Below are 26,461 nucleotides of genomic sequence, written 5' to 3'. Positions count from 1 at the left end.
ATGACTCAAGCATTCGAAGGGCGCGTGGCCCTGGTCACCGGCGGCGCGCGCGGCATCGGCCGCGCCATCGTGGAGCGGCTGGCCGCCGGCGGCGCCACCGTGGGCGTGCTGGACCTCAAGCTCGAACTGGCCGAGGAAGCCGCCGCCGAATTGCGTGCCGCCGGCCACCAGGCCGTGGCCTTCGGCGGCGACGTGGCGCAGCGCGACACCCTGTTCAACGCGGCAGGCGCACTCAAGCAGCAGTTCGGCCGCCTGGACGTGCTGGTCAGCAACGCCATGTGGGTGCGTTACGGCCCCATCGACGAACTGACGCCCGAGGCCGTGCAGCGCATGGTGGGCACCGGCTTCAACTCGGTGGTCTGGGGCATACAGGCGGCGTCGGCCCACATGGACCGTGGCGGCAGCGTGGTCAACATCGCCTCGGCGGCGGCCTTCCTCGGCATTCCTCAGGCCATGATCTATTGCGGCGTCAAGGCCGGCGTGCTGGGGCTGACACGTTCGGCCGCGGTCGACCTGGGGCCGCGTGGCATCCGCGTCAACGCCATCGGCCCGGGCTCGGTGGCCACCGAAGGCGTGAAGATCAACGTTGACCCCGAGAAGGCCGCGCTGCGCCTGGCCAAGACGCCCATGCGCCGCCTGGGCGAGGTCGAGGACATCGCCTCGGCGGTGGCCTTCCTGGCCAGCGACGAGAGCAGTTGGATCACCGGCGAATGCATCAAGGTCGACGGCGGCGTGACCCACGCGTTCCTGTGACACCCACCCCACCACGAGTCCGCCCATGAATGCCAGTGCCGACCACATCCTCCAGGCCCAGGGACTGAGCAAGCAGTTCCGGGGTTTCTACGCGGTCAAGGACGTCGACCTCAACGTCCGCCGCCATTCGATCCATGCCTTGATCGGCCCCAACGGCGCCGGCAAGACGACCTGCTTCAACCTGCTGAGCACCTTCCTCAAGCCCACCGCCGGCACCATCCGGTTCAACGGCCGCCACATCGAGCACAGCGACCCGGCCACCGTGGCCGACAGCGGCCTGGTGCGCTCCTTCCAGATCTCGGCCGTGTTCGGCCAGATGACGGTGCTGGAGAACGTGCGCGTGGCCCTGCAGCGCAAGACGCGCTGGAACTACGCCTTCTGGCGCAACCAGAGCGTGCTGCACGTGCTGGACGCCCGCGCGCGCGAACTGCTGGACCTGGTGGGCCTGGGCAAGTGGGCCGATCTGCCGGCCGCCGAACTGCCCTACGGCCGCAAGCGGGTGCTGGAACTGGCCACCACCATCGCGCTGGAGCCCGAGCTGATCCTGCTCGACGAGCCCATGGCCGGCCTGGGGCACGAGGACATCGGCCCCGTCATGCAACTGATCAAGCGGGTGGCCCAGGGCCGCACCGTGCTGATGGTGGAACACAACATGAAAGTCATCGCCGAACTGTGCGATCAGGTGACGGTGCTGCAGTCGGGCCAGGTGCTGGCCGAGGGCAGCTACGCCGAGGTGTCGGTGGACCCGCGCGTGATCGACGCCTACGTGGGAGGCGCCCATGGCTGAGTCCAAGCCCCTGCTGCAGGTGACCCACCTGACCGGCCACTACGGCGAGACCCAGGCCCTGCACGACATCAGCCTCGACGTGCACGAGGGCGAGATCGTCTGTCTGCTGGGCCGCAACGGCGCAGGCAAGACCACCACGCTGCGCGCCATCATGGGACTGCTGCACAAGCGCGGCGGCCAGATCGTGCTGCAGGGCCAGTCCACCGCCGGGTTGCCGCCCGAGGCCATCGCTCACCTGGGCGCGGCCTACTGCCCGGAGGAGCGCGGCATCTTCGCCAGCCTCACCACCGAGGAAAACCTGGAACTGCCTCCGGTGCTGCGGCCCGGCGGCCTGAGCATCGCCGAGATCTACGAGCTGTTCCCCAACCTGCTGACGCGCCGCAACAGCCCGGGCACCAAGCTCTCGGGCGGCGAGCAGCAGATGCTGGCCATCGCCCGCATCCTGCGCACCGGCGCCAAGCTGCTGCTGCTCGACGAATGCACCGAAGGCCTGGCACCGGTCATCGTCGAGAAGATCGGCCAGACCATCCGCCTGCTGCGCCAGCGCGGCTTCACGGTGCTGATGGTGGAGCAGAACTTCCGCTTCGCTTCGCAGCTGGCCGACCGCTTCTACGTGATCGAGGAAGGCACGGTGGTGGACCAGTTCAAGCAGGACGACATCGCCCCCAACCGAGCACGCATCGAAGCGCTGCTGGGCCTGTGACCGCCACCACCCCCTAGGAGACAACAACAATGGATACGATTTTCGGGGTGCCGCTCGCGGCCCTGGTCGGCCAGGTGGTCATCGGCCTGATCAACGGCGCCTTCTATGCGCTGATGAGCCTGGGCCTGTCCATCATCTTCGGCCTGCTGCACGTGGTCAATTTCGCCCACGGCGCGCAGTACATGATGGGCGCCTTCGTGGCCTGGGGCCTGCTGGAGTACTTCGGCCTGGGCTACGGGTGGGCGCTGATCCTGGCGCCGCTGGTGGTGGCCGTGTTCGGGGTGCTGATGGAGCGCGTCTTCCTGCGCCACCTCTACCACGTGGACCACGTCTACGCGCTGTTGCTGACCTTTGGCGTGGCCCTGCTCATGGAGGGCGCCTTCCGCCTCAAGTTCGGCGTCAGCGGCCAGCCCTACCCCAACCCCATGCAGGGCGGGCTGGACCTGTCCGTGACCTTCGTGCCCCTGTACCGGGTCTGGGTGATCGGCGTGGCGCTGGCGGTGTGCCTGGGCACCTGGTACTTCATCGAACGCACCAAGCTCGGTGCCTACCTGCGCGCTGCCAACGAGAACCCCAACCTCGTGCGCAGCTTCGGCGTCAACGTGCCCCGCATGCTGATGCTGACCTATGGCCTGGCGGTGGGCCTGGCCGGGTTTGGCGGCGTCATGGCCGCGCCCATCTACCAGGTCAGCCCGCTGATGGGCTCCAACCTCATCATCGTGGTGTTCGCCGTGGTGGTGATCGGCGGCATGGGCTCCATCATCGGCTCCATCATCACGGGTTTTGGTCTGGGCGTCATCGAAGGCCTGACCAAGGTGTTCTACCCCGAGGGCGCCAGCGTCGTGATCTTCGTGGTCATGATCCTCACGCTGGCCTTCCGCCCCAATGGCCTGTTCGGCCGCGCTGATTGAGAGAACCAAGATGAGCTCCCTGCAACGCAATCTGCTGATCGCCGGCCTGGTGCTGCTGTGCCTGGCGCCCTATGTGGTCTACCCGCTGTTCCTCATCAAGCTGATGTGCTTCGCCCTGCTGGCGGCGTCGCTCAACCTGCTGATCGGCTACGTGGGCCTGCTCTCCTTTGGCCACGCCATGTTCTATGGCGCGTCCAGCTACGTCACCGGCCACGTGCTCAAGACCTGGGGCGTCGACGGCGTGGTGGGCGTGCTCGCTGGCGTGGGCATCGCCGCCACGCTGGGTTTCCTCACCGGCCTGCTCGCCATCCGCCGCCAGGGCATCTACTTTTCGATGATCACCCTGGCCTTCGCGCAGATGGTGTACTTCCTGGCGCTGCGCCTGCCCTTCACCGGGGGCGAGGACGGCCTGCAGGCGGTGCCGCGTCCGCACTTCCTGGGTGTGATTCCGACCGACAACAACCTGGCCATGTACTACCTGGCCCTGCTGCTGGTGGTGTTTGGCTTCTGGCTGATCTACCGCACCGTGTATTCGCCGTTTGGCCAGGTGCTCAAGTCCATCCGCGACAACGAGCCCCGGGCCCTGTCGCTGGGCTACCAGGTCAACCGCTACAAGCTGATCGCCTTCACGCTGTCGGCCGCGCTGGCGGGCCTGGCGGGTGCCACCAAGGTGATGGCCTTCCAGCTGGCCAGCCTGTCCGATGTCGGCTGGAACACCTCGGGCGAGGCCCTGCTGATCTGCATCGTGGGCGGCCTGCAGACGCTGCTGGGCCCGGTGGTGGGCGCGCTGATCATCATCTCCATGGAACACTACCTGGCGTCCTTCGCCGAGTGGGTGCTGATCATCCAGGGCGCCGTCTTCGTGGTGGTGGTGATGCTGTTCCGCAAGGGCATCGTCGGCCAGTACCTGGCCTGGTGGAAAGACCGCCAGCAACGCCGCGCCGCACCATCCCAGGCGGCCACGCCCCCCACCGCCCGGGCACACACCACCCACTGAAGCAGGAAGCTCCATGTCGACAACACCTCCCCTTCTGGCCGGCAAGCTGGCCCTGGTCACCGGCGCGGCCAGCGGCATCGGCCAGGCCATCGCCGTGGCCTTCGCCGCCGCCGGTGCCCGCGTGCTCATCACCGACCTCAGCGCCGAGGCCTGCGCCGCCACGCTGGCGGCGGTGCGCGAGACCGGCGGCGAAGGCTGGACCTTTGCCCTGGACGTGAGCGACGCCGAGGCCGCGGCCGCACTCGCCCAGCGCGTGGGCGCCGAGATCGGCGACCTCGACGTGCTGGTCAACAACGCCGGCCTGCTGATCCGCGAAGGCATCGACAGCCCCCAGGCCCACGCCCACCTGCGCAAGGTGGTGGACGTCAACCTGTTCGGCACCTTCAACACCATCCACGCCTGGCTGCCGGCGCTGCGCCGCACGCGCGGCAACATCATCAACGTGGCCTCGGGCGCGGCCTTCATCGCGCAGGCCGGGTGTGTGGGTTATTCCGCCTCCAAGGGCGCGGTCAAGATGCTGACCCAGTCGATGGCGGCCGACCTCGGCCCCGATGGCATTCGCGTCAACGCGCTGGCGCCGGGCGTGATCGTCACGCCCATGACCGATGCCACCCGTGCCAACCCGGAGCGGCTGCAGCGTTTCATGGCGCGCATCCCCAGCGGCCGCCTGGGCCAGCCGTCCGAACTGGCGCAACCGGCGGTGTTCCTGGCTTCGGAAATGGCCAGCTACGTCAACGGCGTCACCCTGGTGGTGGACGGCGGCGTATTAGCGGTGTGAAGGGGTTGAGCCGGGGGACACCGCCGGGCCGGCTCTGCCGGACGGCTGGTGTCGCTCCCTTGAGGGGGGATGCGGCCACGCGCAGCGGGCAAGCGACGGGGGTGGGATTTCAGACCCTTTTGGCGAGTTCGATCTTGGCGATGGCGTTGCGGTGCACTTCGTCCGGGCCGTCGACGATGCGCACCGTGCGCTGGTGCGCGTAGGCCTCGGCCAGCCAGAAGTCCTGGCTGACGCCAGCGGCGCCATGGGCCTGTATGGCCCAGTCCACCACCTGGCAGGACATGTTGGGCGCCACCACCTTGATCATGGCGATCTCGGCGCGCGCGGCCTTGTTGCCCACGGTGTCCATCTTGTAGGCGGCGTTCAGCGTCAGCAGCCGCGCCTGGTCGATCAGGCAGCGCGACTCGGCGATGCGTTCGTGCCAGATCGACTGTTCGGCCAGCGGCCGGCCGAAGGCGACACGCTGGCGCAGCCGGTCGCACATCATTTCCAGCGCGCGCTCGGCGGCGCCGATCGAACGCATGCAGTGGTGGATGCGGCCCGGGCCCAGTCGGCCCTGGGCGATCTCGAACCCGCGCCCCTCGCCCAGCAGGATGTTGCCCACTGGCACGCGCACGTTCTCCAGCAGCACCTCCATGTGGCCGTGGGGCGCGTCGTCGTAGCCAAACACCGACAGGTGCCGCAGCACGGTGATGCCCGGGGTGTCCCTGGGCACCAGCACCATGGACTGCTGCGCGTGGCGCGGCGCGTCGGGGTCGGTCTTGCCCATGACGATGAAGATCTTGCAGCGCGGGCTGCCGGCGCCGGAGGAAAACCACTTGCGGCCGTTGATCACGTACGCGTCGCCGTCGCGCGTGATCGTGCACTGGATGTTGGTGGCGTCGGACGAGGCCACGGCAGGCTCCGTCATCAGAAAACCCGAGCGGATCTCGCCGCGCAGCAGCGGCTCCAGCCACTGGTCCTTGTGCGCCTCGGTGCCGTAGCGCTCGATGGTTTCCATGTTGCCGGTGTCGGGCGCCGAGCAGTTGAAGACCTCGCCCGACCAGGACACCCGGCCCATGAGTTCGCACAGGGGCGCGTAGTCCAGGTTGGAGATGCCCGGCACGCCACGGTGGGTGTGGGGCAGGAACATGTTCCACAGGCCGGCCTCGCGCGCCAGGGGCTTCAGTTCCTCGATCAGCGGCGACACCTGCCACGCGTTGCCCTGGCGGCGGAAGGCATCCATCTCTTCGTGGTAGCGGCCTTCGTTGGGGTAGATGTGCTGATCGAAAAACCGCCGCATGCGGTTCAACAGATCGGTGGTGCGGGGAGATGGGTCGGCAAACATGGCGTGGTCCTGATCGTTGGAGCAGCCAAGGGTATCAACGCGGGTCCCGCTTTAGAAGCCCTGCCGCCACACGGCCCGTCACCCCCGCGACTGAGCTTAGAACTTGTCCGTCAATTAGGCGGGGCCGCGCAAGCGCCTTTTTGGGATGGGCTGCAAGGCGCAAAACACAGACGGGCCGGTGACCCGTCGAGGCTTTGCAACGCCGCAGACCGCCCAAAAAGGCACTTGCCCTTCGGGTTGGGACGAAATCGGGCGATTTGCCCACCCAACCCCTTGCATGGGCATGAGCCCATGCGGCGGGTCTGTGCGGTCAACTCATCCCGATTGCGTCCCAACGCGGCCCCGCCAAATTGACGGACAAGTTCTTATGGCGACACGGCGCCAGCACCGCGCACGCGACTCACAGGTGGGTCACGCGGTCGCCGGAGGGGCTCACCAGGCCGGCGGCGGCGGCACGCTGGTACTCGGCGCGCACGGCCTCGCGGCTCACGCCCGAGGTGCTGGCCTGGGCCACGGTGCCCACGCGGGTTTCGCGGTCGCCGGAGGCGGCCACCTGGCCGGCGGCGGCGGCGCGCTGGTACTCGGCCTGCACCTGGGCGCGGGTCAACTGGCTGGCGGCGCTGGTGGTCGGGCGGCCGAAGTCGTCGCTGAGGCCCAGGCCACGGTCGCCGGCTTCAAGCGCCATGGCGTTGCCAGCGGACAGGGCGGCGAGGGACAGGGCGATGGCGGAAACGTAAGAGCGGTTCATGATGGATGTCCTTGGAGGGAAATGAGGGAGGGATGGGGTTCGTGAAAACGGGTTCGGTCGGGGCGTCGGCTGACGGCTCACAGATGGACCACGCGGTCGCCGGACGGCAGCACTTCGCCAGCGGCGGCGGCACGCTGGTACTCGGCGCGCACGGCCTCGCGGCTCACGCCCGAGGTGCTGGCCTGGGCCACGGTGCCCACGCGGGTTTCGCGGTCGCCGGAGGCGGCCACCTGGCCGGCGGCGGCGGCGCGTTGGTACTCGGCCTGCACCTGGGCGCGGGTCAGCTGGCTGGCGGCGCTGGTGGTCGGGCGGCCGAAGTCGTCGCTGAGGCCCAGGCCACGGTCGCCGGCTTCAAGCGCCATGGCGTTGCCAGCGGACAGTGCGGCGAGGGACAGGGCGATGGCGGAAACGTAAGAGCGGTTCATGATGGATGTCCTTTCAGGGTGTGGATTGACTCGACAACCCAGTCGTTTCGGCTGGTGATCACGTCGTGGCAGCGGGCTTGTTGTCACATCCGTTTCGTCGATGGGTGTACTTTAAAATTTCCGTTAAAGAAGAAAAACAGGATAAAGTGTCATGCAGTGTTTCTAATTTAGAAACAATTTTCGTGCACAACAACCCCAAGGTGTCGCCATGGACCGTTTGCTTTCGATGCGTGTGTTTGAACGGGTGGTGGACGAAGGCGGCTTCGCCGCCGCCGCCCGCTCGCTGGACATGTCGGCGCCCGTGGTCACGCGGCTGATCGCCGACCTGGAGGACAGCCTGGGCGCCCGGCTGCTGCAGCGCACGACCCGGCGCCAGTCGCTGACCGAGGCCGGGCAGGCCTACCTGAGCCGGGTGCGCAGCATCCTGCAGGACATCGACGAGGCGCACGCCGTGGCCAGCGCCCACACGCAGGAACTCGCGGGCACGCTGCGCCTGCACGCGCCGCCCATCCTGGCCACCCACGTGATCGCGCCGCTGCTGGCCGAGTTCCGGCTGCGCTACCCCAAGATCCTGGTCGATGTCGAGGTCGAGACGCTGACCGAGCCCCCGATCGAGGATTTCGACATCACGCTGATGGGCACCGACGACAGCTTCGACGGCAATGTGGTGGCCCGCAGGGTGCTGGCGTCGGAAGCCATCCTGGTGGCCTCACCGGCCTATGTGGCGCGGCGCGGCTCGCCCGAGACGCCGCAGGCGCTGTCGCAGCACGACTGCCTGCGGCTGAAGCTGGCCAACGGCCGCATCCGCCTGTGGCGCCTGTGGTCGGACGCGGCGCCCGGCCAGGTCGAGGAGGTCGAGGTCACCTCGGTGATCACGGCCAACCACACCGACACGCTGCTGCGGGCCACGCTCGATGGCGCCGGCATCTCCTCGATGTCGATGGACGTGGCGGCCCCCCACCTCATGCAGGGCAGCCTGGTGCGCGTGCTGGCCCCCTGGATCACGGGCAAGCTGGCCATGTACGCCGCCATGCCTAGCCGCAAGTTCATTCCGCAGCGCACGCGGGTGTTCCTGGACTTCCTGGTGTCCCAGACCCAGCAACAGGCCGCCAGCGCCCTGCAGGCCTGCGAGGCCTGCCAGGAAAACCGCAGCGCCCGGGCGGCCGCCTCAGATCGGGTCGCCCAGCACCTTTGACAGCGCGGCGATGTTGGCGGCGCTGGGCACCTGGGGCTTCATCTCGTCCTCGGCGGCGGTGGCGTTTTCGTGGGCCTGGATGGCGTTGACCATCGCGTACTGGTTGTCCCACGAGATGGTCTTGCCGGGCGGGCACAGGTCGCGCACCGTGCCGAACCAGTAGTAACCGTCGGCACCGCCAAACAGCTGGTCGATGCCACCCGCGTCACCCGATTTGAGGCCATGGGCCGACAGGATCTGGTTGAGCTTGTGGTGGGAGACGGAATAACGCATGGGTGTTCGAAAGGTGTGTGAAAAGGCACGCGGCACACGGGGTGCCGGTCGTCCGGGCCGGTGATTCTACTGAAGCCCCGAAGCCGCCTTCACGCCCCTGGCGCCTTCGCCGTCACGGGCCGCCCGGCGGTCTTCCAGCCGTCGATGCCGCCGCGCAGATAGCGCGCGTCCACGCCGGCGGCACGCAGGCGCAGGGCGGTGGCGCGGCCGACCTCGTGGCCATAGACACAATAGACGATCACCGGCCGCGACCGTGGGCAGTCAGCCGCCCACGCCGCCACCTCGGCCGGGTTGCGCCACCGCGCGCCCGGGAGGGTGTCCTGCGCCAGCTCGAACACACCGGCGCGGCGCACATCCAGCAGCAGCGCGCCAGCCACGTCGTCGTGCGAGGCGCCCCAGGCGCCGCTGGTGTCCAGCACCGCTGCCTGGTAACACGCATAGACCTCGGCCCAGTCCACCGGCTCCAGCGGCTGGCCGGCCGCGCGCTCCAGCACCACCACCACCCCGCCGTCGCCCTCGCCGCCGTCGCACCGCCAGGCCAGCGTGCCGGTGCTGGGCTGGAACACCAGCCGCGCCGGACCGCCGCCGGCACAGGCCGCGTGCGCCTCGCGCCAGCGCCCGAGGCCGCCAAAGTTGGCGTCTATCGCCAGTTGCATTGCAGCTTCCATGTCCATCCTTCAGCGCAGCCACAGAGTGAGCACCAGCCCGGCGGCCGCGCAGGCGCCGAGCAGGGGCAGGACGCCCAGCTTGAAACGGAACAGGGCCACGGCCGCCGCCGCGGCGATCAGGGCCGAGGCGGCATCGAAGGGGCCGTCGAAGCCGCGCGGCCAGAGCACGTGGTAGGCGAAGAACAGCGCCAGGTTGACGATCACGCCCACCACGGCGGCCGTGATGGCCGACAGCGGCGCGGTGAAGCCCAGCTTGCCGTGGGTGGCCTCGACCGCCGGGCCACCGGCCAGGATGAACACGAAGGACGGCAGGAAGGTGAAGAAGGTGACCACGGTGGCGGCCAGCGCGGCGCCGAGGAACAACGCGTCCGGGCCCAGCACGGCCTTCTGCCAGCCGCCCACGTACCCCACGAAGGCCACCACCATGATCAGGGGCCCCGGCGTGGTCTCGCCCAGCGCCAGGCCGTCGATCATCTGCGGGCCGCTGAGCCACTGGTGCGTTTCGACCGCGCCCTGGTAGACGTAGGGCAGCACGGCATAGGCGCCGCCAAAGGTCAGCAGCGCGGCCTTGGTGAAGAACCAGCCCATCTGCGCGAGCGTGGCGTCCCAGCCCTGGGCCAGCACCAGCGCGCCCATCACCAGCAGCCACAACACGCCGCCGATGGCGAGGATGCGCAGCAGGTGGGCGCGCGAAAAGCGGGCGTGCGCCGGGGTGGGCGTGTCGTCGTCGATCAGGGCCGGGCCATAACCCGCGTGGGCGGCACCGTGCCCGCCGCCCAGGGCAAACACGCCGGGCGCGTGGCGCGAGCCCAGCCAGCCGATCAGGGCCGCCACCGCCACGATGGCGGGGAAAGGCGTGTCGAAGGCAAAGATGGCCACGAAGGACGCGGCGGCGATGCCCCACATCCAGCGGTTGCGCAACGCACGTGTGCCGATGCGGTGCGCCGCGTGCAGCACCAGCGCCGTGACCGCCGGCTTGATGCCATAGAACAGGCCGGCCACCACCGGCACGTCGCCAAACGCCACGTAGACCCAGGACAGGCCGATCAGGATGAACAGCGACGGCAGCACGAACAAGGCCCCGGCCACGATGCCGCCCCAGGTGCGGTGCATCAGCCAGCCGATGTAGGTGGCCAACTGCTGGGCCTCGGGGCCGGGCAGCAGCATGCAGTAGTTGAGCGCGTGCAGGAAGCGCTTCTCGCTGATCCAGCGCCGACGCTCCACCAGCTCGGTGTGCATGATGGCGATCTGCCCGGCCGGGCCGCCAAAGCTGATGAAGCCCAGCTTGAGCCAGAAGCGAAAGGCTTCCCAGAAACCCACGGGCGCGGGGCGGTCGACAGGGGTGGAGGTGTTCATGATGGGTGGGATTCGGTGGGGACGGCAAGCAAGGCATCGAACACCGCGCTGGCGGCCGCGAGCAGGCCGTCGTCGTTGGTGTGCAGCACGCGCAGGCCGGCCAGCACGGCCTCCAGGCCGGCGGCCTCGGGCACGGGGATGCCACCGGCGTCGAGGTAGTGCACCACGCCGCCCAGGCGCTGCAGCCGCGCATCGCTGTCGAGCCCGAAGCTGGCCAGCAGCACCTCGAAGGTGACACGCGCGCCGACGTGGCTGAAACGCGCGCCCTCGAAGTCGAAGCCCAGCGCGCCGCGCGGCAGGCGCGACACGTCGGACAGCCACACGAAGTCGGCCTGCGGATCGATGAAGCGGTGGATCAGCCAGGCGCTCGCGAGGCGGTCCACCCAGGGCCGGGCCCGGGTGGCCCAGCGCCGGCCCTGGAATTTGCGGGGGTCCAGCCGCGCGATGCCGTGGTCGGGCCGGGCCTGGGGTTCGCCCTGGGAAAAATGGGTGTCCAACGCGCTCTTGAGGGCCGCCAGCGCGGCGTCGGCCTGCCGCGTGGCCTCGCCCGGGTAATAGTCGATGAGCTGGATGTCCTGCAGGCCCTGGGCCAGGGCCCGCCAGCGGCGCCGCGCGTCAGGCTCACCCATTCGGCCCAGCCCCTGGGCCAGCACGTCAACCTCGCCACGCCACTGCGCGTAAGCCTCGCTGCGGTCGAACAGCGCCAGCAACTGGTCGCGCTGCGCGTCGCTGCTGGGGCTCAGGCCCAGCACCATGGCGGACCCGCCGTGTTCGTTGACCTCGTCGACCAGGGGCTGGAACAGGGCCTGGCGTGCCGCCGGCAGCAGGTAGGCGCCATCCCGCAAGGCCGGACAGCCCAGGGCCTTGAGCGCGCGCCAGACGCGCACGCGCACCGCCGTGGGCTGGGTGGGCAGCGTGATGAAGAGGATGGACCACATGCTTTGTAATGTACGACACAATTATTGAAGCATCTATATCCACATCATCAAACGGGTGGCCGCTTCGTGGCCACCCGCGCCGCGCGACAATGCCTTCATGACCCGCCCGCCCATTTCTCCCGCGCGCCAGGGCGCCCTGTTCGCGCTGCTGGCCGCCAGCCTGTTTGGCCTGAGCACACCGCTGGTGCAGCGCTTCGGCCAGGGTTTGGGGCCTTTCACCACCGCGGCGTTGCTGTACGCCGGCGCGGCGCTGGTCGCGGGCGGGTTGCGCCAGCCCGCCAGCCGGGAGGCGCAGGTCCGCCGGGGCGACCTGCCCCGCCTGTTGTCCATGGCGGCCATGGGGGCCGTGCTGGGCCCCGTGGCGCTGGCCTGGGGCCTGCAGCGGACCAGCGGCGCCAGCGCGTCGCTGATGCTGACGCTGGAGGCCGTGTTCACCGCCGTCCTGGCCTGGCGCTGGTACGGCGAGGCGCTGGACCGGCGGGTCGCCGCCGCGGTGGCCCTGCTGCTGGCGGGCGGCGTGGTGCTGGTGTTCGAACAGGGCCAGGCCGGGCAGGTGCAACTGCTCGGCCTGCTGGCCGTCACGGTGGCCACGGTTGCCTGGGGCGTGGACAACACGCTGTCGCGCGGCGTCGCCGACCGCGATCCGGGACAGGTGGTCCTGATCAAGGGCGGGCTGGGCGCGGCGGCCACGGCGGGCATCGCGCTGGCCTGGGGCGAGCCCGTGCCGCCGGCCGCCACCGCCCTGGCCTTGTTGCTGGTGGGCGCCTCCGGCTACGGCCTGAGCCTGCGTTTCTACCTGCTGGCCCAGCGGGCGTTTGGCGCGGCGCGCACCGGCTCGGTGTTTGCCTTTGCGCCCTTCATTGGCACCTTGGGCGCCCTGGCGCTGGGGGACCGGTCCGTTTCGTGGTGGATGGGCCTGGCGGGTCTGTTGATGCTCGGCGGGGTGCGCCTGCACCTGGCGGAACGGCACGCGCACGAACACGCGCACGAGGCGATGGAGCACGAACACGCCCACACCCACGACGACGGGCACCATGGCCACAACCACGTGGTGATGCCCCACGGCCCCCACAGCCACCCTCACCGGCACGAGCCCCTGCGCCACGCCCACCCCCACGTGCCGGACGCGCACCACCTGCACGGCCATTGAGCCCATCCCCCCCACCCGACTGCCCCTGGAGGCCCCATGTTGTCATCCGATCTTCCCGCCGAATGGGCGGCGCGTTTCGCCCACGCGCGGGCGCAGGTGCACGGCAGCGGTCCGTTGACCCTGCTGTGGATGGACGCGCAGGCCATTCACCTCGCCATGGGGCACACGGCCGGCGCGCAGGCGGGCATCAGCCTGCCCCTCGCCCCGGCCCGCCTGGGCCGTGAGTGCCTGCGGCACGCGCCGCCACGCCCGGGCGAGATCGAACAGGCCATCGACGTGATCGAGGACGCCCTGGCGCGGGTACACGGCCACGTGCCGGGCGCGACGCTGGTCAGCGACGAGCCTGCCATCCGGCGCCTGCTGCAGCGTCTGGCCCCGGCGCAGCCGCCGGGCGTGCCCGGGGTGGCGGTCGAACAGGTGGAAGCCGCGTTCCAGCACATGGCATCGGTGGCCATGGGTTATCCGGCCGGTCCGGACCCGCTGGGCGCCACCGCAGAGGAAGCGGCCCTGCTGATTCTTGTACGGGAGCTGATGCACCACTTGAAATTCCAGGCGATCGAGGCGGTGCAGCCACCCCAGCCATGAAAGATTTTTCCTTTCGCCAGGCCTGAACACGCGAAAAGCTCAAGGCAGCTTCACAATGTGCTCAGATCATTTTCATCAAGTCAGCACTTGCCCATGCCGGTCCGTTTTGAAACCCGCCTCCTCGCCGCCTTCACGGCCGCCGTGGTCTGCATCGTCCTGCTGGCGGGGATCACCTGGAAGGTGGGCGTGGACGCCACGGAAGCCACCCAATGGGTTTCGCACACCCACGAAGTGCTCACCAGCCTGGCGCGCACGCGCAGCGACTCCATCCAGATCGAGCTGAGCACGCAGAACTTCAGGCTGACCGGCAACCCGGCCCAGCTGGCGGAACGCGATGCGACCATCGCGTCGCGGGAACAGTTGCTGCGGCAGCTCAAGGAGCAGACCCGCGACAACCCGCTGCAGCTGGTGCGTTGGCAAGAGCTGCGCCAGGTGATCGATGAACGCCTGGCCATGTCACGGCATGTGGAGGCCCTGCGCAAGACCCAAGGCATGGAAGCCGCCTCTGCCTACGTGGCGACGGCGCCCCTGCAAGCCTCGCGCAAGCGCGCCTACCAGCTGCTGGCGGACATGGAAGCCAGCGAGCGCCAACTGCTCGGCCAGCGCGTGGCGGAGCAGCTGGAAACGCGCCAGCGGGTGCTGCTGTCCGGCGCCCTGCTCTCGGCGCTGACCACGGCCATGCTGCTGGCCACCTTTGCCCTGATCCGGCGCCACACCCGCGACACCGCGCTCGCGCGCCAGCGTCTGGCCGACAGCGAGGAACACCTGGCGACCACCTTGCACTCCATCGGCGACGCGGTGATCGCCACCGACGCGCAGGGACGGGTGAACCGCATGAACCGCGTGGCCGAGGACCTGACCGGCTGGCCCGTGGCGCAGGCGCAGGGGCGGCCCATCGAAGACGTGCTGCGACTCGTCCACGAACACACGCGAGCCCCCGCCGAAGTGCCGGTGGCCAGGGTCCTGGCCCACGGGCGGCCGCATGACATGGAGCGGCACACGATGCTCATCGCACGGGATGGGAAGGAAGTGCCCATCGCCGACAGCGCCGCCCCCATACGCAGCGCCCAAGGCGACGTGCTCGGCGTGGTCATCGTCTTTCGCGATGACAGCGTGGCGCGGCACGCCGAGCAGCTCATCCGCGACCAGAACCGCCAGCTTGAGCAACGCGTCGACGAGCGGACCGCCGAGTTGCAGGAAACCCAGTTCCACCTGCGCAGCGTGATGAACAACGTGCCGGCCATGATCGCCTACGTCGACCCGCAGCAGCGTTATGCCTACGCCAATGCGCGCTACCGCATGCGCTTCGCGCCCACGAGCGAGGACCTCACCGGCCGCCTGGTGCGCGACGTGCTGGGCGAGCAGCGCTACGCGGTGGCCGCACCGTTCATCGAGAAGGTGCTGCAGGGCAAGCCCCAGAGCTACGACTGGGAGCCGTTCCCGGGTGTCTGGCACGCCATCAACTACGTGCCCCGGCACGATGCCCAGAACCGGATCGAGGGCTACTACGTGCTGGGCATGGACATCACCGCACGGCGGCAGGCCGAGGACGCCCTGCGCGCCAGCCAGCAGCAGCTGGCCCGGGTCCTGGAAGGGGCCGACCAGGGCTACTGGGAATGGAACCTGCAGACCGACGCCTTCCAGGTCAGCCCCCGCTGGGAAAGCATGCTGGGCTACGCGCCCGGCGAGATGTTGGTCGGCACCGAGCACTGGCCCGACCTGGTGCACCCCGACGACCTGCCCGCGACGATGGAGCTGATCCGGCGCCACGTGGCCGGCGAAACGGAAAGCCACCTGGCCGAGATACGCTGCAAGACCAAGGACGGCCAGTGGAAGTGGATCCAGTCGCGCGGCCGCATCGTGACCCGAACCGCCGACGGCGCGCCGCTGCTGATGTCCGGCACCCACACCGACATCAGCCAGCTCAAGGCCCACGAATGGGAACTCGATCATGTGGCGCACTACGACCCCTTGACGGAGCTGCCCAACCGCCGCCTGCTGACCGACCGCCTTCAGCAATCCATCCTGCGCTCGGACCGCAGCGGCAAGCTCAGCGCGGTCTGTTTCCTGGACCTGGACGGCTTCAAGCTCATCAACGACCGGCATGGCCACCCCGTGGGCGACCGCTTGCTGGTCGGCGTGACGGAGCACCTCAAGACCGTCCTGCGCGCGGACGACACGCTGGCGCGGCTCGGCGGCGACGAATTCGCGCTGATCCTCACCGACGTGACATCGCCCGAGGAATGTGGCCTGATCCTGGACCGCGTGCTGCACGTCGTGCGGCAGCCGGTCCAGATCGACGAGCACCAGCTGAGCATCTCGGCCAGCATCGGCGTCAGCCTGTACCCGGCGGACAACGCCGACCCCGACACCCTGTTGCGCCACGCCGACCAGGCCATGTACCTGGCCAAGCAGGCGGGCAAGAACCGCTACCAGATGTTCGACCCGGAAATCGACCGCCTCGCGCAGCGGCACCGGGAGCGGCTGATCCAGCTGCGCGCGGCCCTGGACCACCAGGAATTCGTGCTGCACTACCAGCCCAAGGTCAACCTGCTCGACGGCAGCGTCATCGGGGCTGAGGCCCTGATCCGCTGGCAACACCCGCAGCGCGGCCTGCTGCCGCCACGCGAATTCCTGACACACGTGTCCGGCAAAGAACTCGAAGCGGCCTTCGGCGAATGGGTCATCGACACCGCGCTGGCGCAGATGGGCACCTGGACGCGCCTCGGTCAGCCCCTGCACGTCAGCGTGAACATCAGCGCCAACCACCTGCTGCAACCGGACTTCAGCGACCGGCTTCGCCAGGCCCTGGACCGGCACCCGGACGTGCCGGCCAGCCACCTCGAACTGGAGGTGCTGGAAACCGCCGCCATCGGCGACATGCAGCAGGCGGTGGACATCCTGCGGCGCTGCATGGCGCTGGGCGTGACGTTTTCACTGGACGACTTCGGCACCGGCTATTCGTCCCTGACCTACCTGCGCAAGCTGCCGGTGCAGACACTGAAGATCGACCAGAGCTTCGTGCGCGACATGCTCACCGACCCGGACGACCTGGGCATCGTGCAGGGTGTCATCCAGCTGGCCGAGGCGTTTCACCGCGACGTCATCGCCGAAGGCGTGGAAACGCTGGAACACGGCGCGGCCCTGCGCCAGCTGGGCTGCCACCAGGTGCAAGGCTATGGCATCGCCCGCCCCATGCCGGCAGCGGACCTGCCCGACTGGTGCGAGAACTGGCGGCGCGAAGGACTGTGGAAGCAGCTCTGAGACTGGAGCCCGGACCCAGTCGCGGCAGCGCGGATGCAGGCGTTCGGAAACCGCGGTGGAATCAATCCAGCTTTGCCCCCGACACCTTGATCACTTGCGCCCATTTTGTCGTCTCTGTCCGAATGCGCTGGGCGAGCTCATCGCTGGTGCTGGGCAGGGGTTCCAGGCCGGTGGCAGCAAAACGCTCCCGAACCTCGGGCAGGCGAAGGATGGCGGTGATCTCGGTGTTGAGGCGCGTCACGATAGGTTGAGGTGTGGCGGCGGGCGCGAGGATGGCGAACCAGCCTGCGGCGTCGAAATCCTTGAGGCCGGTCTCGGCCAGTGTCGGCAAGTCCGGCGCCAGCGAGGAGCGCTGCCGGTCCATCACGCCCAGCACCTTGAGACGGGTGGACTGCAGCTGGCCGGCAACCGTGGCCAGGTCCACGACAGCCAGTTGCGTCTCGCCGGACATCACGGACAACATCGCGGGACCGCTCCCTCGATAGGGGATGTGCAGGATGTGTACGCCACCCATGGATTTCACAAGTTCACCCGACAGATGCATGGCCGTGCCATTGCCACCAGAAGCGTAGCTCAGCTTGCCGGGCTGACGCTTGGCCATGGAGAGAACCTCGCCGATGGTCTTCGCGGGCAGCGAAGGGTTGGCGATCAGCACGAAGGGACTGGTGCCGAATGAGGTGACCGGGGCGAAATCACGTACCGGGTCGTAGTTGAGCTTGGTGTAGAGCGAGGGATTGGCCGTGAGGCCGCCCGCGGCCGCCAGGACGAGGGTGTATCCGTCGGCCTGTGATTTCGCGACTTGCTCCAAGCCCACGCCCCCGCCGGCGCCGGGCTTGTTGTCCACGACCACGGGCTGGCCCAGCCGCTCGGCCAGCTTGGGGGCGACGATGCGCGCAGCCGCGTCGCTGCTGCCACCGGGTGGGAAGGTCACCACCAGGCGGATCGGGCGTGTGGGCCACGCCGGTTGTTGTGCGTGGCCGATGTGGGGCAGGCCTGCCAGGGGAGCGGCGGTCAGCGCCGCCAAGACGTATCTGCGGGTGTACATGGGGATGTCTCCTGGCTGTTGTGCTTTGTGCGCCCTGTCGTGCGAGGTGGTCCGTTGGAGACCACAACAGGGAGCACTCAGAGTCTGAAGAGCTTTGCGGCATTGCCTTCGAAGAACTGGTGCTTCTGCTCTGGCCTGAGGTCCAGCTTGTCCATGGCCCGCACCTCTTCAGGCACGTACTGGTAGGGGTAGTCCATGGCGTACATCACGCGGTCGTGCCCCATGTTCTGCTGAACAAAGCGGATGGAGGGCTCCCACGCCATGCCGCTGGTCGTGTACCAGAAGTTCTCGCGCAGGTAGTCGCTCGGCTTGCGCAGCAGAGGCTTGACACCTTCGCTGCGATTGGAGCGAACGATGCCTGCATGCATGAAGTCGATGCGGTAGAGCCAGAACGGCAGGCCTTCGCCCAGGTGGCCCAGGACGACCTTGAGCTTGGGGAAGCGGTCGAACACACCGCTCACGATGAGCCGCAACACGTGCAAGCCGGTCTCGGCCTGGAAGCCATAGATGGCGGCGTCCAGACAGCGGGACAAGAAGGGCTGCACCATCTGCGGCGAGGGCGAGTTGGGGTGGATGTACAGCGGGACGTCCAAGGCCTCGCAGGCCGCGAAGATGGGATCGTATTTCTGGTCGTCCAGGTACTCGCCCTGCGTGTGCGAGTTCACGAGCGCGCCCTTGAGGCCGAGCCGGTTCACGCTGCGCTCGATTTCGCGAGCGGCGGCCTCGGGGGCATGGGGAGCGAAGGCGCACAGACCAGCGAAGCGCGTGGGATGGCGGCGGATCACCTCGGCCACCTGGTCGTTGGCGGAGATCGCCATGTCGCAGGCCGTGGCGGCGTCGAACATCTGCACACCCGGGGCGGTGAGCATCAGCAGCTGCATATCGATGCCGGCGGCGTCCATGTCGGCCAGGCGACGCTGCTCCATGTCCTGGATGCGATGAAGCAGGTCGCGTGCGCGCGGCGAGCTGCTCTGTCCAAAGAACCCCCACAGATTCGCGAAGCCAGGGTCATTGTGGGTGCCGGACTCAAGCAGCTTGAGGTAACGCTGCACCAGTTCCGCAGGGGCCCAGGCCTCTTCGGTGGCGATGCGGCGATACCCGCGCGTCTGGGCTGTGTCCTGCATGGAGTCTCCTTGTCGTGATGGGGAAAGCAGGGATTGGAGCGCAGTCTGATTCATGCGTAAATCGAAAAATTACAAAGCCAAGTTGAAGTCACTTTATGAATCAAAAGGCCCTGCCCACCGTGCGTCAGCTGCAAGCCTTCCTGGCCGTCTACCGCTTGCGCAAGCTCAGCGCGGCCGCGGCACAGTTGTTCGTGACCCAGTCGGCGGTGAGCGTGCTGATCCGCCAGCTCGAGGAGGGGCTGGGTGTGCGCCTGTTCGAGCGCACCACGCGCGCGCTGCAGCCCACACAGGCGGCACAGGAGGCGGCCGTGCTGGCCGAGCGCATCCTGCGCGACGTGGGTGCGCTCAGCAGTGGCTTTCGCGACCTGCGCGAGCTGCGACGGGGCCAGGTGTCCGTGGTGATCACGCCCACGCTGGCCGGCATGTTGATGCCGCGCATCGTGCAGGCCTTTCGCGCGGACCATCCGGACATCGTGCTGCGCGTGGATGACTGTGCGCCGGACCAGTTTCTCTCGCGCATCGTGGGGGAACACGTGGACTTCGGCATCGGCACGCCTGAACACGCCGCCAATGCCGTGAACCAGCAGACGCTGCTGCGAGACCATCTGGCGCTGGTGTGTTTGCCCGATCATCCGCTGGCCAAGGCGCGCCGGGTGCGCTGGGCCGACCTGGAGGGGCATAACGTGATCACGGGGCGGCCGGGCTATGGCGTGCGCCGCCTGGTGGACCTGAGCGCGGCACAGGCTGGCGTGAGCCTGCGCGTGGTCAACGAGGTGTCATTCCAATCCACTTCACTGTGGATGACAGCCTGCGGCCTGGCACCGTGCATCATGCCCTCGGCCTACGCGTTGCAGTCTGCCTACCGAGACCAGTTGGTCGTCAAGGTGCTGCAGGAGCCGCGTGTCTCGCGTGACATCTACATCGTGACCAAGCGCGACCGGCACCTTTCGCCCGCGTGTGAAGCATTCATCGCTGCGGCGCGAGGCAGCCTCAAGGGGGCATGGTAGGCGGGTTGGTGGCCGGAAAGGGAGCGGGTGTCAACGCCCCCTGACGGCTTGCACGGCTGGCTACCTAGGCGCCGAGACCTGCGACGAAGGCGGCATCGGCCGCGACGCAAAATCGTAGCCAAACACGGCGGTGCCCAGGCCCCCGATCTTGACGAACACGTTGGGGCACTGCGGCAGGCGCCGCATCCACGGCAGCCACTCGCTGCGCGCCAGCTCGGGCCGCCGGCCAGGAGCTGCGCATCCGGCACATCCGAACACGGCCCTACACGCCCAAGACCAACGGCAAGGCCGAGCGCTTCTTACAGACCAGCTTGCGCGAATGGGCCTATGCCAGACCCCATGAGAGTTCAGCCCAACGCCAGGCTGCCTTGCAGCCCTTCATTGACGGCTACAACTGGTGCCGGCCACACTCCGCTCTGAACCATCAGCCGCCCATGAGCCGCATCCCGACCATGAACAACCTCTTGAGACTCAACAGCTAGGGCCGCACGTGCACGATGCCCATGTCCAGCGAGCCCTGGGCCACGACCAGGCGCAAGCTGCCCACGTTGGCGTGGCTGGCGTGGACCGCCGCGCTGACGGCCGAGCGGAACTGGTCGAGCAGAATGCGGCTTTCGCGCAGGAACACGCGCCCGGCCTCGGTCAGCCTCACCTCACGGCGGTTGCGCGTGAACAGCGTCACGCCCATCTCTTCTTCCAGCGACTTGATCTGCTGCGACAGTGGCGGCGGCGACATGTGCAGCTTGGCCGCCGCCTTGCTGAAGCTCAGCTCCTCGGCGACCATCACGAAATAGCGCAGTTGTTTGAGGTCCGTCGGTCTCTGTGCTTCGCCTCACACCGCGCGCAAGCGGGCGGGCTCGCGGCCCAGACAGGCCTGCAAGGCCGCCACCGGGGCCTCGACAGCCTGTGGTTTCACCCCGTCCGACAGGGCGTTGCGGATCAGCCGCGACAAGGCGTCGGCCCGTGGCGGGATGGGGCCGAAGAACAGTGTCTGTCCGGCACGGAACAGCAGCAGGGTCGGCAGGGTCTCGATCTCGATGTCAAGGCGGTCCAACAGATCGGCCTCCTCCTCGATGTCGAGCCAGCGCAGCTGGACACCGGGATGGGCCGCCGCCACGGCCGCCATCTCGCCGCGCCAGTCGCGGCACACGCCGCACCATTCGGCGCACAGGCACACCACCCACAGGCCGGTGCCGGAATCAGTGGCCCATGGGGCCTGGGTTTGTCTTTCGTCGGTGTCGCTGCGCAGCATGAGGGGCTAGGGTCCGATGGGGCCCCGCAGTTGCCGGACCTCGAGTTCGGTCACCGGCGGGGCCTGGTTGCCCCAGGAGTATCGGATGAAACTGAGCAGATCCGCCAGTTCAGCGTCGTTGAACCTCAGCACGAAGGGGGGCATGCCGTAGGGCTGCGGATGGCGCCCGGTGCTGGGGCCGAAGCCGCCCGCCAGCACCGCCTGGATCAGGTTCGCCGGCGATGCCTGGCCCACGCTGCGGTTGCCCGCCAAGGGCACATAGGCCCATCGACCATCCGCGCCCGCGCGGCCCTGGCCCTGGTCACCGTGGCAGTCGGCGCAGTGCCGGTCGTAGAGCGCCCTGCCCCGGTCCAGCGACGCGCCCGAGGGGGACGCGGACCGCGTGCGCTGCGCGGCGGTCGGCCGCGGCAACTGCTTCAGGTAGAGGGCCAATGCCTCCAGATCGGCCGCGGCCCAGTGCTGGGTGCCGTGCTGCACCACGTCGGCCATGGGGCCGGTGACGATGGCATCGCCACCACGGCCGCTCTGGAACAGGTCGACGATGTCCTGCGTCGCCCAGTCCTGCACGCCGCCGTCGGCGGGGTCGAGCAGCGACGGCGCGTACCAATGGTGGCCCGGGATCAAACCACCGGCCAGGCTCAGCGGGTCGCGGCTGCCGCCCAGGGCACCGCGCGGCGCGTGGCAGGCGCTGCAGTGCGCGAGCCCGTTCACCAGGTAGGCGCCACGGCGCACGGCGGCGGCGGTCTCCCCCGGCGCGGGCGCCACCGGGGCCTCGGCGGGAACATCGCCCGGCTTGAAGTACAGGAGGCGCCACGCCGCCAGCGCGAGCTGGGTGTTGTAAGGCCAGCGGACGGCGTGCGCCGGCGCCGGCGTGGGATCGGGCGGCAGGCTGCGCAGGTAGGCGAACAGGGCATCGCTGTCCGGGCGGCTGACGTGGGTGGTGTTGGCGTAAGGGAAGGCGGGGTTCAGCCAGCGGCCGTCGCGCGACTGGCCGTGGTGCAGCGCGCGCCAGAAGTCGTCGGCGCTCCAGGCCCCCAGGCCGGCCGCGCTGGGCGTGAGGTTGCTGCCGTAGACCGTGCCATACGGCGTGGCGATGCCCAACCCGCCCGCGAAGGGCGCGCCGCCTCGCGGCGTGTGGCAGGCCTGGCAGTTGCCCAGTTGGGCCAGGTAGCGGCCACGCGCGATGGTGGCGGCGTCCGCCGGGGTGGTGGGCACGTGGCCCACGGCGATCGGCCGGGCGGGCCAGGCCAGCCAGCCCAGCAGGGTCCCGCCAGCGGCCAGCACAAGCACCAGGGCGGCCCCGGCGAGGTGGCGGATGGACAGCGCGCTCATGGCTGGCCTCCTTCGGCTGGCGCCATGGACGGTCGCGCAGATGTTGGCGCCGGCAGAGGCTCGGGTGGTGGCGCCAGACCGCCACATGCCGTGGCCGAGAGGCGCTCGCTCGCGTGGCCCGGGCCGGCCGCCCTGGGCACGGGCTGTGCAGCCAGCCAGGCGCTGACCGCCACCACGTCGTCGGGCGCCAGCCGCCGCGCGACCTCGGCCATGCAGTCGGGCGCGTGCGCGCGCCGGGCACCGGTGCGCCAGGCACCGAGCTGGGCGTTCAGGTAGTCCCGGGACAGGCCCAGCAAGCCAGGGGTGCGGGGCAACAGTCCGGTCAAGGTGGCGCCGTGGCAGGCCACGCAGGCCGGCACGCCGCTCGCGCGGTCACCGTGCTGCGCCAGCTGCTGGCCACGCACCAGGGTGGCGGTCGACGCCGTGCTGCGGGCGGGCGCCGGGTAAGGCAGGTCCAGGGCCGCGAAGTGCTCGGCCATGGCCCACAGGTAGCCGTCGTTCAGGCGCCCGACCCAGCGGGTCATCAACGGCGAATGGCGCTGCCCGAGTTGAAAATGCTTGAGCTGCTGATAGAGGTAGCCCGCCGGCTTGCCCGCGAGCCTGGGGTAGTGGCCGTCGGCCGTGGCCCGCCCCTGGTCGCCGTGGCAGGCGGTGCAGGCCTGCACCCGCTCGGCGATCGAATCGGCCACTGTGGCTCCATGGGACGGGGTGGCCCAGGCAGCGCAGGCGGCCAGGCAGGCGGCGGCCAGATGGGGAAGCAGCGATGTCATGGCGGGCAGGCGCAACGTGGGAACGGGCATGCCACGATGGTCGCCACAAACCATCTGGTGGGTAATCACCAGATGGTTTGAAAAACAAGCGGATCAGATGGATCGCGCGGCCGGCCCGAGGTGGGGCAACAAGGCCTTGGCGGCCTCGATGCGCAACGGCAGCGCCACGCCGGGGTCGTTCATGACCTCCAGCAAAAAACGCTCGGGCGCCGACAGCGGGCCGCCGGGCACACCGCCGTGGGCCACGCCGGCCGGGCCCGGGCGCTCGTCGTCGGCCGCCGCGGTGGGCGCGAGCCGCTCCAGGGCACGTTCGAACTCGGCCGGCTTGACGCTCTTGAGCGACGACAGCAGGTCCGCCTGGGCATCCGGACTGGGTTCGAGGTCCAGCCAGGGTTCGTCTGCGAACAGCGACGCGAGGTCTGGCGCCACAAAAGCCGACCACTGGCCACCGGCCTCCTGCAGCCCGGGCACGGGCAGGGCCTGTGTGTCCTGCGGCCCGCCCTCGCCCGGCACCAGCGTCAGGCGCTGCGGCTTCACCTGGCCCAGATAACGCCGGCGCAGGGCATCGAGGAAGCCGAAGGCCTGTGCCGCCGGCACCGGCACCGCGAGCGAGAACCAGAGCTGGTAGCCATCGACACCGGTCACCGCGATCGCGGGGGCCGGCAGTTCCAGGTCGGCCTGAACGCCCTGCCACACGGTGGCCAAGCCACCCCAGTCGGCGGGTCGCGCCAGCCCCAGCACCATGGCCCGCACCTGGCCGTCGGCACCGATCACCCAGGGGATGTGCGGCGCCGGCGCCGACGCCGACGCCGTGGACGGGTCGGGCAGGTACAGGCGCCGCAGTTCGGCTTGCAGTCGGTTCATGTGCGGTGCCCCACTCAAGCCAGCATGCGGGCGAGGCCGTAGAGGGACAGCGCCCCGGACAACAGCAGGCAGGCGGTCTTGACCGATCGACCGGACACCACCGCGCCGAGGAGGCTGCAGACCAGGATGGCGCCGAGGATGTAGCTTGTTTTCATGCGCCGATGGTAAGGCGTGCCGGGCGCTTGGCTTGACAGGCGGGCCTGCGATGGCACCATACGGTCACAAGCAAGCCGGCGGGCCGCAGCCGGACTTGCACCATAACAAGCTCACAGGGAGGCTCGGCGTGCGTGTTGTCCAATTCGTTGGTGGGGACGGGTCCTTGGCGTCGGACCAGATGGCGGCACTCACTGCTGCCGCACCCCATGTGGTGCTGGCCTTCTGGGGCCGGGAGCCGCTGGCACGACCGCCCTTCCTGGCCGACCTGCGGCGCAGCGTCCCGGACGCCGTCTTGCTGGGTTGTTCCAGCTCGGGTGACATCCGTGCCGATGGCGTGCACGACGCCTCCTGGGTGCTCACGGCCCTCCGGTTCGAGGCCGGCACCACCCACGTTCAGTTGGCCGAAACCGCGCTCGGCGGCCTGGCCGATTCCATGGCGGCCGGGCAGCGCCTGGCCCATGCCTTGCCACCCGCCGGGCTGCGTGCCGTCCTGGTGTTGGCGCCCGGCGTGGGCATCGATGGCAGCGCGCTGGTGGAAGGCCTCACCGCCCGATTGCCACACGGCACCCTGATCGCGGGCGGCCTGGCCAGCGACAACGGCCACTTCGAGACCACCCATGTGCTGGGCCCCGATGGGCTGGGCACCGACCGCGTGGTGGTGCTCGGGCTGTATGGGCCCCAGCTGCGCCTGGGCGCGTCCAGCCGTGGCGGCTGGAAGGCCTTCGGCCCCACGCGCAAGGTCACGCGCTGCCAGGACAGCCTGCTCTACACCCTGGACGACCAGCCGGCGCTGGCGCTCTACAAGAAGTACCTGGGCGAATACGCGCGCGACCTGCCGGCGGCGGGCCTGCTGTTCCCGCTCGAGATCCTGGACAGCCAGGGACAGTCGACCGGCATCCTGCGGACCATCCTCGGCGTCGACGAACAGCACCAGAGCATCCAGCTCGCCGGGTCGGTCAACGAGGGGCGCTACATGCGCCTGATGCACGCCAGCCCCGACGCGCTCACCGCCGGCGCGGAGCGTGCCGCCGCCGACAGCCTGGCCCAGCATGGCGGGCGGCCGGCACTGGCCCTGTGCGTGAGCTGCGTGGGCCGCAAGCTGGTCATGGGCGCGCGCATCGACGAGGAGGTGCTGGCGGTGGTCGACCAGCTGGGCGACGAGGTCGGGGTCGCCGGCTTCTACTCGAATGGCGAGATCGGCACCCTGGACGGACAAGCCGCTTGCAAGCTGCACAACCAGACCATGAGCATCGTGCTGCTGAGCGAGGATGCGGCCCCATGAACCGCCTGCTGCGGCAACAGCTCCGCCGCGTGGCCCGCCTGGGCGACGAGGCCGACACCACACAGGCCCTGGCCGAGCTGCAGGCGTTGTCCGGCACCGGCGGCCTGTCGCCGGGCTCCGCCAGGCTCCTGAACGGCCTCGATGAATTGCTGCAACGGATCAGCGCGAGCTACGACCACCATGAGCGTGACCTGGCGCTGCGCGAACGCAGCCTGCAGCTCAGCTCGGAGGAGCTGGAGGAGGCCCAGAACAAGCTGCTGCTCCTGAGCCGCACGGACCGGCTGACCCAGCTGTGGAACCGGGGCCATTGGCAGGAACGCCTGCAAGAAGCGTTTGAACGCCACAGGCGCTCGGGCGCGGATGCGTCCCTGCTGATCATGGACATCGACCACTTCAAGGCCATCAACGACCGCTACGGCCACCCGGCCGGCGACCAGGTGATCTGCCGGGTCGCCCAGACCTTGCGTGAACACTCCCGGCAGACCGACGTCTGCGCACGCTACGGTGGCGAAGAGTTTTCCATCATCCTGCCCGACACGCGCCAGCCAGGCGCGAGCGCCTACGCGGAAAGCCTGCGGAAAAAAATCGAGGCCCTGGACATCGAAACGGACCACGGCCACATCCGCTTCACCATCAGCATCGGCGTGGCCGAAACCAGCACGGACTTCCAGCACCCGGACCACTGGCTGGTGTGCGCGGACCAGGCCCTGTACCAAGCCAAGAGAGACGGCCGCAACCGGGTGAGCAGCTTCGCGCCCCCATCCGCCTGAC

Annotated in this window: 28 protein-coding genes and 1 pseudogene; 14 read left to right on the top strand and 15 right to left on the bottom strand. The window is 69.1% G+C overall.

The annotated features are described in order from the left end of the window. Genes AAHB17_RS04105 through AAHB17_RS04080 form a run of 6 tightly spaced genes read left to right on the top strand, consistent with a single transcriptional unit; the run spans position 1 to position 4,929 of the window. Positions 1–753, top strand: a complete 753-nt coding sequence (locus tag AAHB17_RS04105) for an SDR family NAD(P)-dependent oxidoreductase (protein ID WP_342129222.1) — start codon at positions 1–3, stop codon at positions 751–753. Positions 754–778: 25 nt separating this feature from the next. After that, on the top strand, positions 779–1,540 hold the full coding sequence (locus tag AAHB17_RS04100; protein WP_342129221.1) for an ABC transporter ATP-binding protein: 762 nt from the start codon (positions 779–781) through the stop codon (positions 1,538–1,540). Next, entirely contained in the window at positions 1,533–2,243 is a 711-nt protein-coding gene (locus AAHB17_RS04095) for an ABC transporter ATP-binding protein (protein WP_342129220.1), read from the top strand. The genes AAHB17_RS04100 and AAHB17_RS04095 overlap by 8 nt, the downstream gene beginning before the upstream one ends. A 29-nt stretch (positions 2,244–2,272) precedes the next feature. Then, positions 2,273–3,154, top strand: coding sequence for a branched-chain amino acid ABC transporter permease (locus AAHB17_RS04090; RefSeq protein WP_342129219.1), 882 nt, complete (start codon positions 2,273–2,275; stop codon positions 3,152–3,154). Between the two features lie 10 nt (positions 3,155–3,164). After that, entirely contained in the window at positions 3,165–4,151 is a 987-nt protein-coding gene (locus AAHB17_RS04085; RefSeq protein WP_342129218.1) for a branched-chain amino acid ABC transporter permease, read from the top strand. A 13-nt stretch (positions 4,152–4,164) separates the two neighbouring features. After that, positions 4,165–4,929 (top strand): SDR family NAD(P)-dependent oxidoreductase, encoded by a 765-nt coding sequence (locus tag AAHB17_RS04080; protein WP_342129217.1) that lies wholly within the window; start codon positions 4,165–4,167, stop codon positions 4,927–4,929. Positions 4,930–5,038: 109 nt separating this feature from the next. Here AAHB17_RS04080 and AAHB17_RS04075 read toward each other — a convergent pair whose 3' ends face one another. From AAHB17_RS04075 to AAHB17_RS04065, 3 genes are all read right to left on the bottom strand, one after another. Further along, positions 5,039–6,256 (bottom strand): acyl-CoA dehydrogenase family protein, encoded by a 1,218-nt coding sequence (locus tag AAHB17_RS04075; RefSeq protein WP_342129216.1) that lies wholly within the window; start codon positions 6,254–6,256, stop codon positions 5,039–5,041. A 400-nt stretch (positions 6,257–6,656) separates the two neighbouring features. Beyond that, positions 6,657–7,004 carry a DUF4148 domain-containing protein gene (locus tag AAHB17_RS04070; protein ID WP_342129215.1) on the bottom strand — a complete coding sequence of 116 codons (348 nt, stop codon included), beginning with the start codon at positions 7,002–7,004 and terminating at the stop codon, positions 6,657–6,659. Positions 7,005–7,081: 77 nt separating this feature from the next. Next, positions 7,082–7,429: a DUF4148 domain-containing protein gene (locus AAHB17_RS04065; RefSeq protein ID WP_342129214.1), complete on the bottom strand. Its 348-nt coding sequence runs from the start codon at positions 7,427–7,429 to the stop codon at positions 7,082–7,084. Positions 7,430–7,637: 208 nt separating this feature from the next. On the opposite strand from AAHB17_RS04065, the gene AAHB17_RS04060 reads away from it, so the two are divergent. Then, the gene (locus tag AAHB17_RS04060) at positions 7,638–8,624 is read left to right on the top strand and encodes a LysR family transcriptional regulator (protein WP_342129213.1); all 987 of its coding nucleotides are present in this window, start codon (positions 7,638–7,640) and stop codon (positions 8,622–8,624) included. Here the strand turns inward: AAHB17_RS04060 and AAHB17_RS04055 are convergent. The 4 genes from AAHB17_RS04055 to AAHB17_RS04040 all read right to left on the bottom strand — a co-directional run bounded on the left by AAHB17_RS04055 (position 8,598) and on the right by AAHB17_RS04040 (position 11,859). Continuing rightward, entirely contained in the window at positions 8,598–8,897 is a 300-nt protein-coding gene (locus tag AAHB17_RS04055; RefSeq protein WP_342129212.1) for a hypothetical protein, read from the bottom strand. The genes AAHB17_RS04060 and AAHB17_RS04055 overlap by 27 nt on opposite strands. A gap of 89 nt (positions 8,898–8,986) precedes the next feature. Beyond that, positions 8,987–9,565 carry a rhodanese-like domain-containing protein gene (locus AAHB17_RS04050; protein ID WP_342129211.1) on the bottom strand — a complete coding sequence of 193 codons (579 nt, stop codon included), beginning with the start codon at positions 9,563–9,565 and terminating at the stop codon, positions 8,987–8,989. 9 nt (positions 9,566–9,574) lie between these two features. After that, complete coding sequence (chrA, locus tag AAHB17_RS04045; protein WP_342129210.1) at positions 9,575–10,921, bottom strand: chromate efflux transporter; 1,347 nt, start codon at positions 10,919–10,921, stop codon at positions 9,575–9,577. Further along, entirely contained in the window at positions 10,918–11,859 is a 942-nt protein-coding gene (locus AAHB17_RS04040; protein WP_342129209.1) for a chromate resistance protein ChrB domain-containing protein, read from the bottom strand. Before AAHB17_RS04040 ends, chrA begins: the two co-directional genes overlap by 4 nt. Positions 11,860–11,956: 97 nt before the next feature. Between AAHB17_RS04040 and AAHB17_RS04035 the strand changes: the two genes are divergently transcribed. From AAHB17_RS04035 to AAHB17_RS04025, 3 genes are all read left to right on the top strand, one after another. Further along, positions 11,957–13,009 (top strand): DMT family transporter, encoded by a 1,053-nt coding sequence (locus AAHB17_RS04035; RefSeq protein ID WP_342129208.1) that lies wholly within the window; start codon positions 11,957–11,959, stop codon positions 13,007–13,009. Between the two features lie 36 nt (positions 13,010–13,045). Beyond that, positions 13,046–13,594 carry a hypothetical protein gene (locus AAHB17_RS04030; RefSeq protein WP_342129207.1) on the top strand — a complete coding sequence of 183 codons (549 nt, stop codon included), beginning with the start codon at positions 13,046–13,048 and terminating at the stop codon, positions 13,592–13,594. Positions 13,595–13,687: 93 nt separating this feature from the next. Beyond that, the gene (locus AAHB17_RS04025) at positions 13,688–16,858 is read left to right on the top strand and encodes an EAL domain-containing protein (protein WP_342129206.1); all 3,171 of its coding nucleotides are present in this window, start codon (positions 13,688–13,690) and stop codon (positions 16,856–16,858) included. A gap of 61 nt (positions 16,859–16,919) precedes the next feature. Here the strand turns inward: AAHB17_RS04025 and AAHB17_RS04020 are convergent, their stop codons facing one another. Together AAHB17_RS04020 and AAHB17_RS04015 are read right to left on the bottom strand one after the other, a co-directional pair. Then, the gene (locus tag AAHB17_RS04020; RefSeq protein WP_342129205.1) at positions 16,920–17,903 is read right to left on the bottom strand and encodes a Bug family tripartite tricarboxylate transporter substrate binding protein; all 984 of its coding nucleotides are present in this window, start codon (positions 17,901–17,903) and stop codon (positions 16,920–16,922) included. Between the two features lie 77 nt (positions 17,904–17,980). Beyond that, a complete protein-coding gene (locus tag AAHB17_RS04015) occupies positions 17,981–19,027 on the bottom strand; it encodes an amidohydrolase family protein (protein WP_342129204.1) in 1,047 nt (348 codons plus the stop codon). A 95-nt stretch (positions 19,028–19,122) separates the two neighbouring features. Here AAHB17_RS04015 and AAHB17_RS04010 point away from each other — a divergent pair, with 95 nt between their 5' ends. Together AAHB17_RS04010 and AAHB17_RS04005 are read left to right on the top strand one after the other, a co-directional pair. After that, on the top strand, positions 19,123–20,034 hold the full coding sequence (locus AAHB17_RS04010; protein WP_342129203.1) for a LysR family transcriptional regulator: 912 nt from the start codon (positions 19,123–19,125) through the stop codon (positions 20,032–20,034). A gap of 215 nt (positions 20,035–20,249) precedes the next feature. After that, positions 20,250–20,516: pseudogene (locus AAHB17_RS04005) on the top strand (integrase core domain-containing protein); the annotation flags it as partial. Here the strand turns inward: AAHB17_RS04005 and AAHB17_RS04000 are convergent. The 6 genes from AAHB17_RS04000 to AAHB17_RS03975 form a co-directional block, all read right to left on the bottom strand. Then, complete coding sequence (locus AAHB17_RS04000) at positions 20,513–20,818, bottom strand: LysR family transcriptional regulator (RefSeq protein WP_446719551.1); 306 nt, start codon at positions 20,816–20,818, stop codon at positions 20,513–20,515. The pseudogene AAHB17_RS04005 and the gene AAHB17_RS04000 sit on opposite strands and share 4 nt — an antisense overlap. Before the next feature lie 48 nt (positions 20,819–20,866). Then, positions 20,867–21,286, bottom strand: a complete 420-nt coding sequence (locus AAHB17_RS03995) for a thioredoxin family protein (protein WP_342129202.1) — start codon at positions 21,284–21,286, stop codon at positions 20,867–20,869. A 6-nt stretch (positions 21,287–21,292) separates the two neighbouring features. Beyond that, positions 21,293–22,618, bottom strand: coding sequence for a cytochrome c (locus AAHB17_RS03990; protein WP_342129201.1), 1,326 nt, complete (start codon positions 22,616–22,618; stop codon positions 21,293–21,295). Next, complete coding sequence (locus tag AAHB17_RS03985; RefSeq protein WP_342129200.1) at positions 22,615–23,388, bottom strand: c-type cytochrome; 774 nt, start codon at positions 23,386–23,388, stop codon at positions 22,615–22,617. The genes AAHB17_RS03990 and AAHB17_RS03985 overlap by 4 nt, the downstream gene beginning before the upstream one ends. A gap of 93 nt (positions 23,389–23,481) precedes the next feature. Beyond that, the gene (locus tag AAHB17_RS03980) at positions 23,482–24,252 is read right to left on the bottom strand and encodes a hypothetical protein (RefSeq protein WP_342129199.1); all 771 of its coding nucleotides are present in this window, start codon (positions 24,250–24,252) and stop codon (positions 23,482–23,484) included. A gap of 14 nt (positions 24,253–24,266) precedes the next feature. Further along, a complete protein-coding gene (locus tag AAHB17_RS03975) occupies positions 24,267–24,407 on the bottom strand; it encodes a hypothetical protein (protein ID WP_342129198.1) in 141 nt (46 codons plus the stop codon). Positions 24,408–24,586: 179 nt separating this feature from the next. Between AAHB17_RS03975 and AAHB17_RS03970 the strand changes: the two genes are divergently transcribed. After that, a complete protein-coding gene (locus tag AAHB17_RS03970; protein ID WP_342129197.1) occupies positions 24,587–25,690 on the top strand; it encodes an FIST signal transduction protein in 1,104 nt (367 codons plus the stop codon). Further along, a complete protein-coding gene (locus AAHB17_RS03965; protein WP_342129196.1) occupies positions 25,687–26,460 on the top strand; it encodes a GGDEF domain-containing protein in 774 nt (257 codons plus the stop codon). Before AAHB17_RS03970 ends, AAHB17_RS03965 begins: the two co-directional genes overlap by 4 nt. The last annotated feature ends 1 nt before the right edge of the window (position 26,461 follow it).

This window comes from Hydrogenophaga sp. OTU3427, from assembly GCF_038440225.1.
In the GTDB taxonomy this organism is placed as follows: Bacteria; Pseudomonadota; Gammaproteobacteria; order Burkholderiales; family Burkholderiaceae_C; genus Hydrogenophaga.
This window is presented reverse-complemented; position numbering and strand designations above follow the sequence as displayed.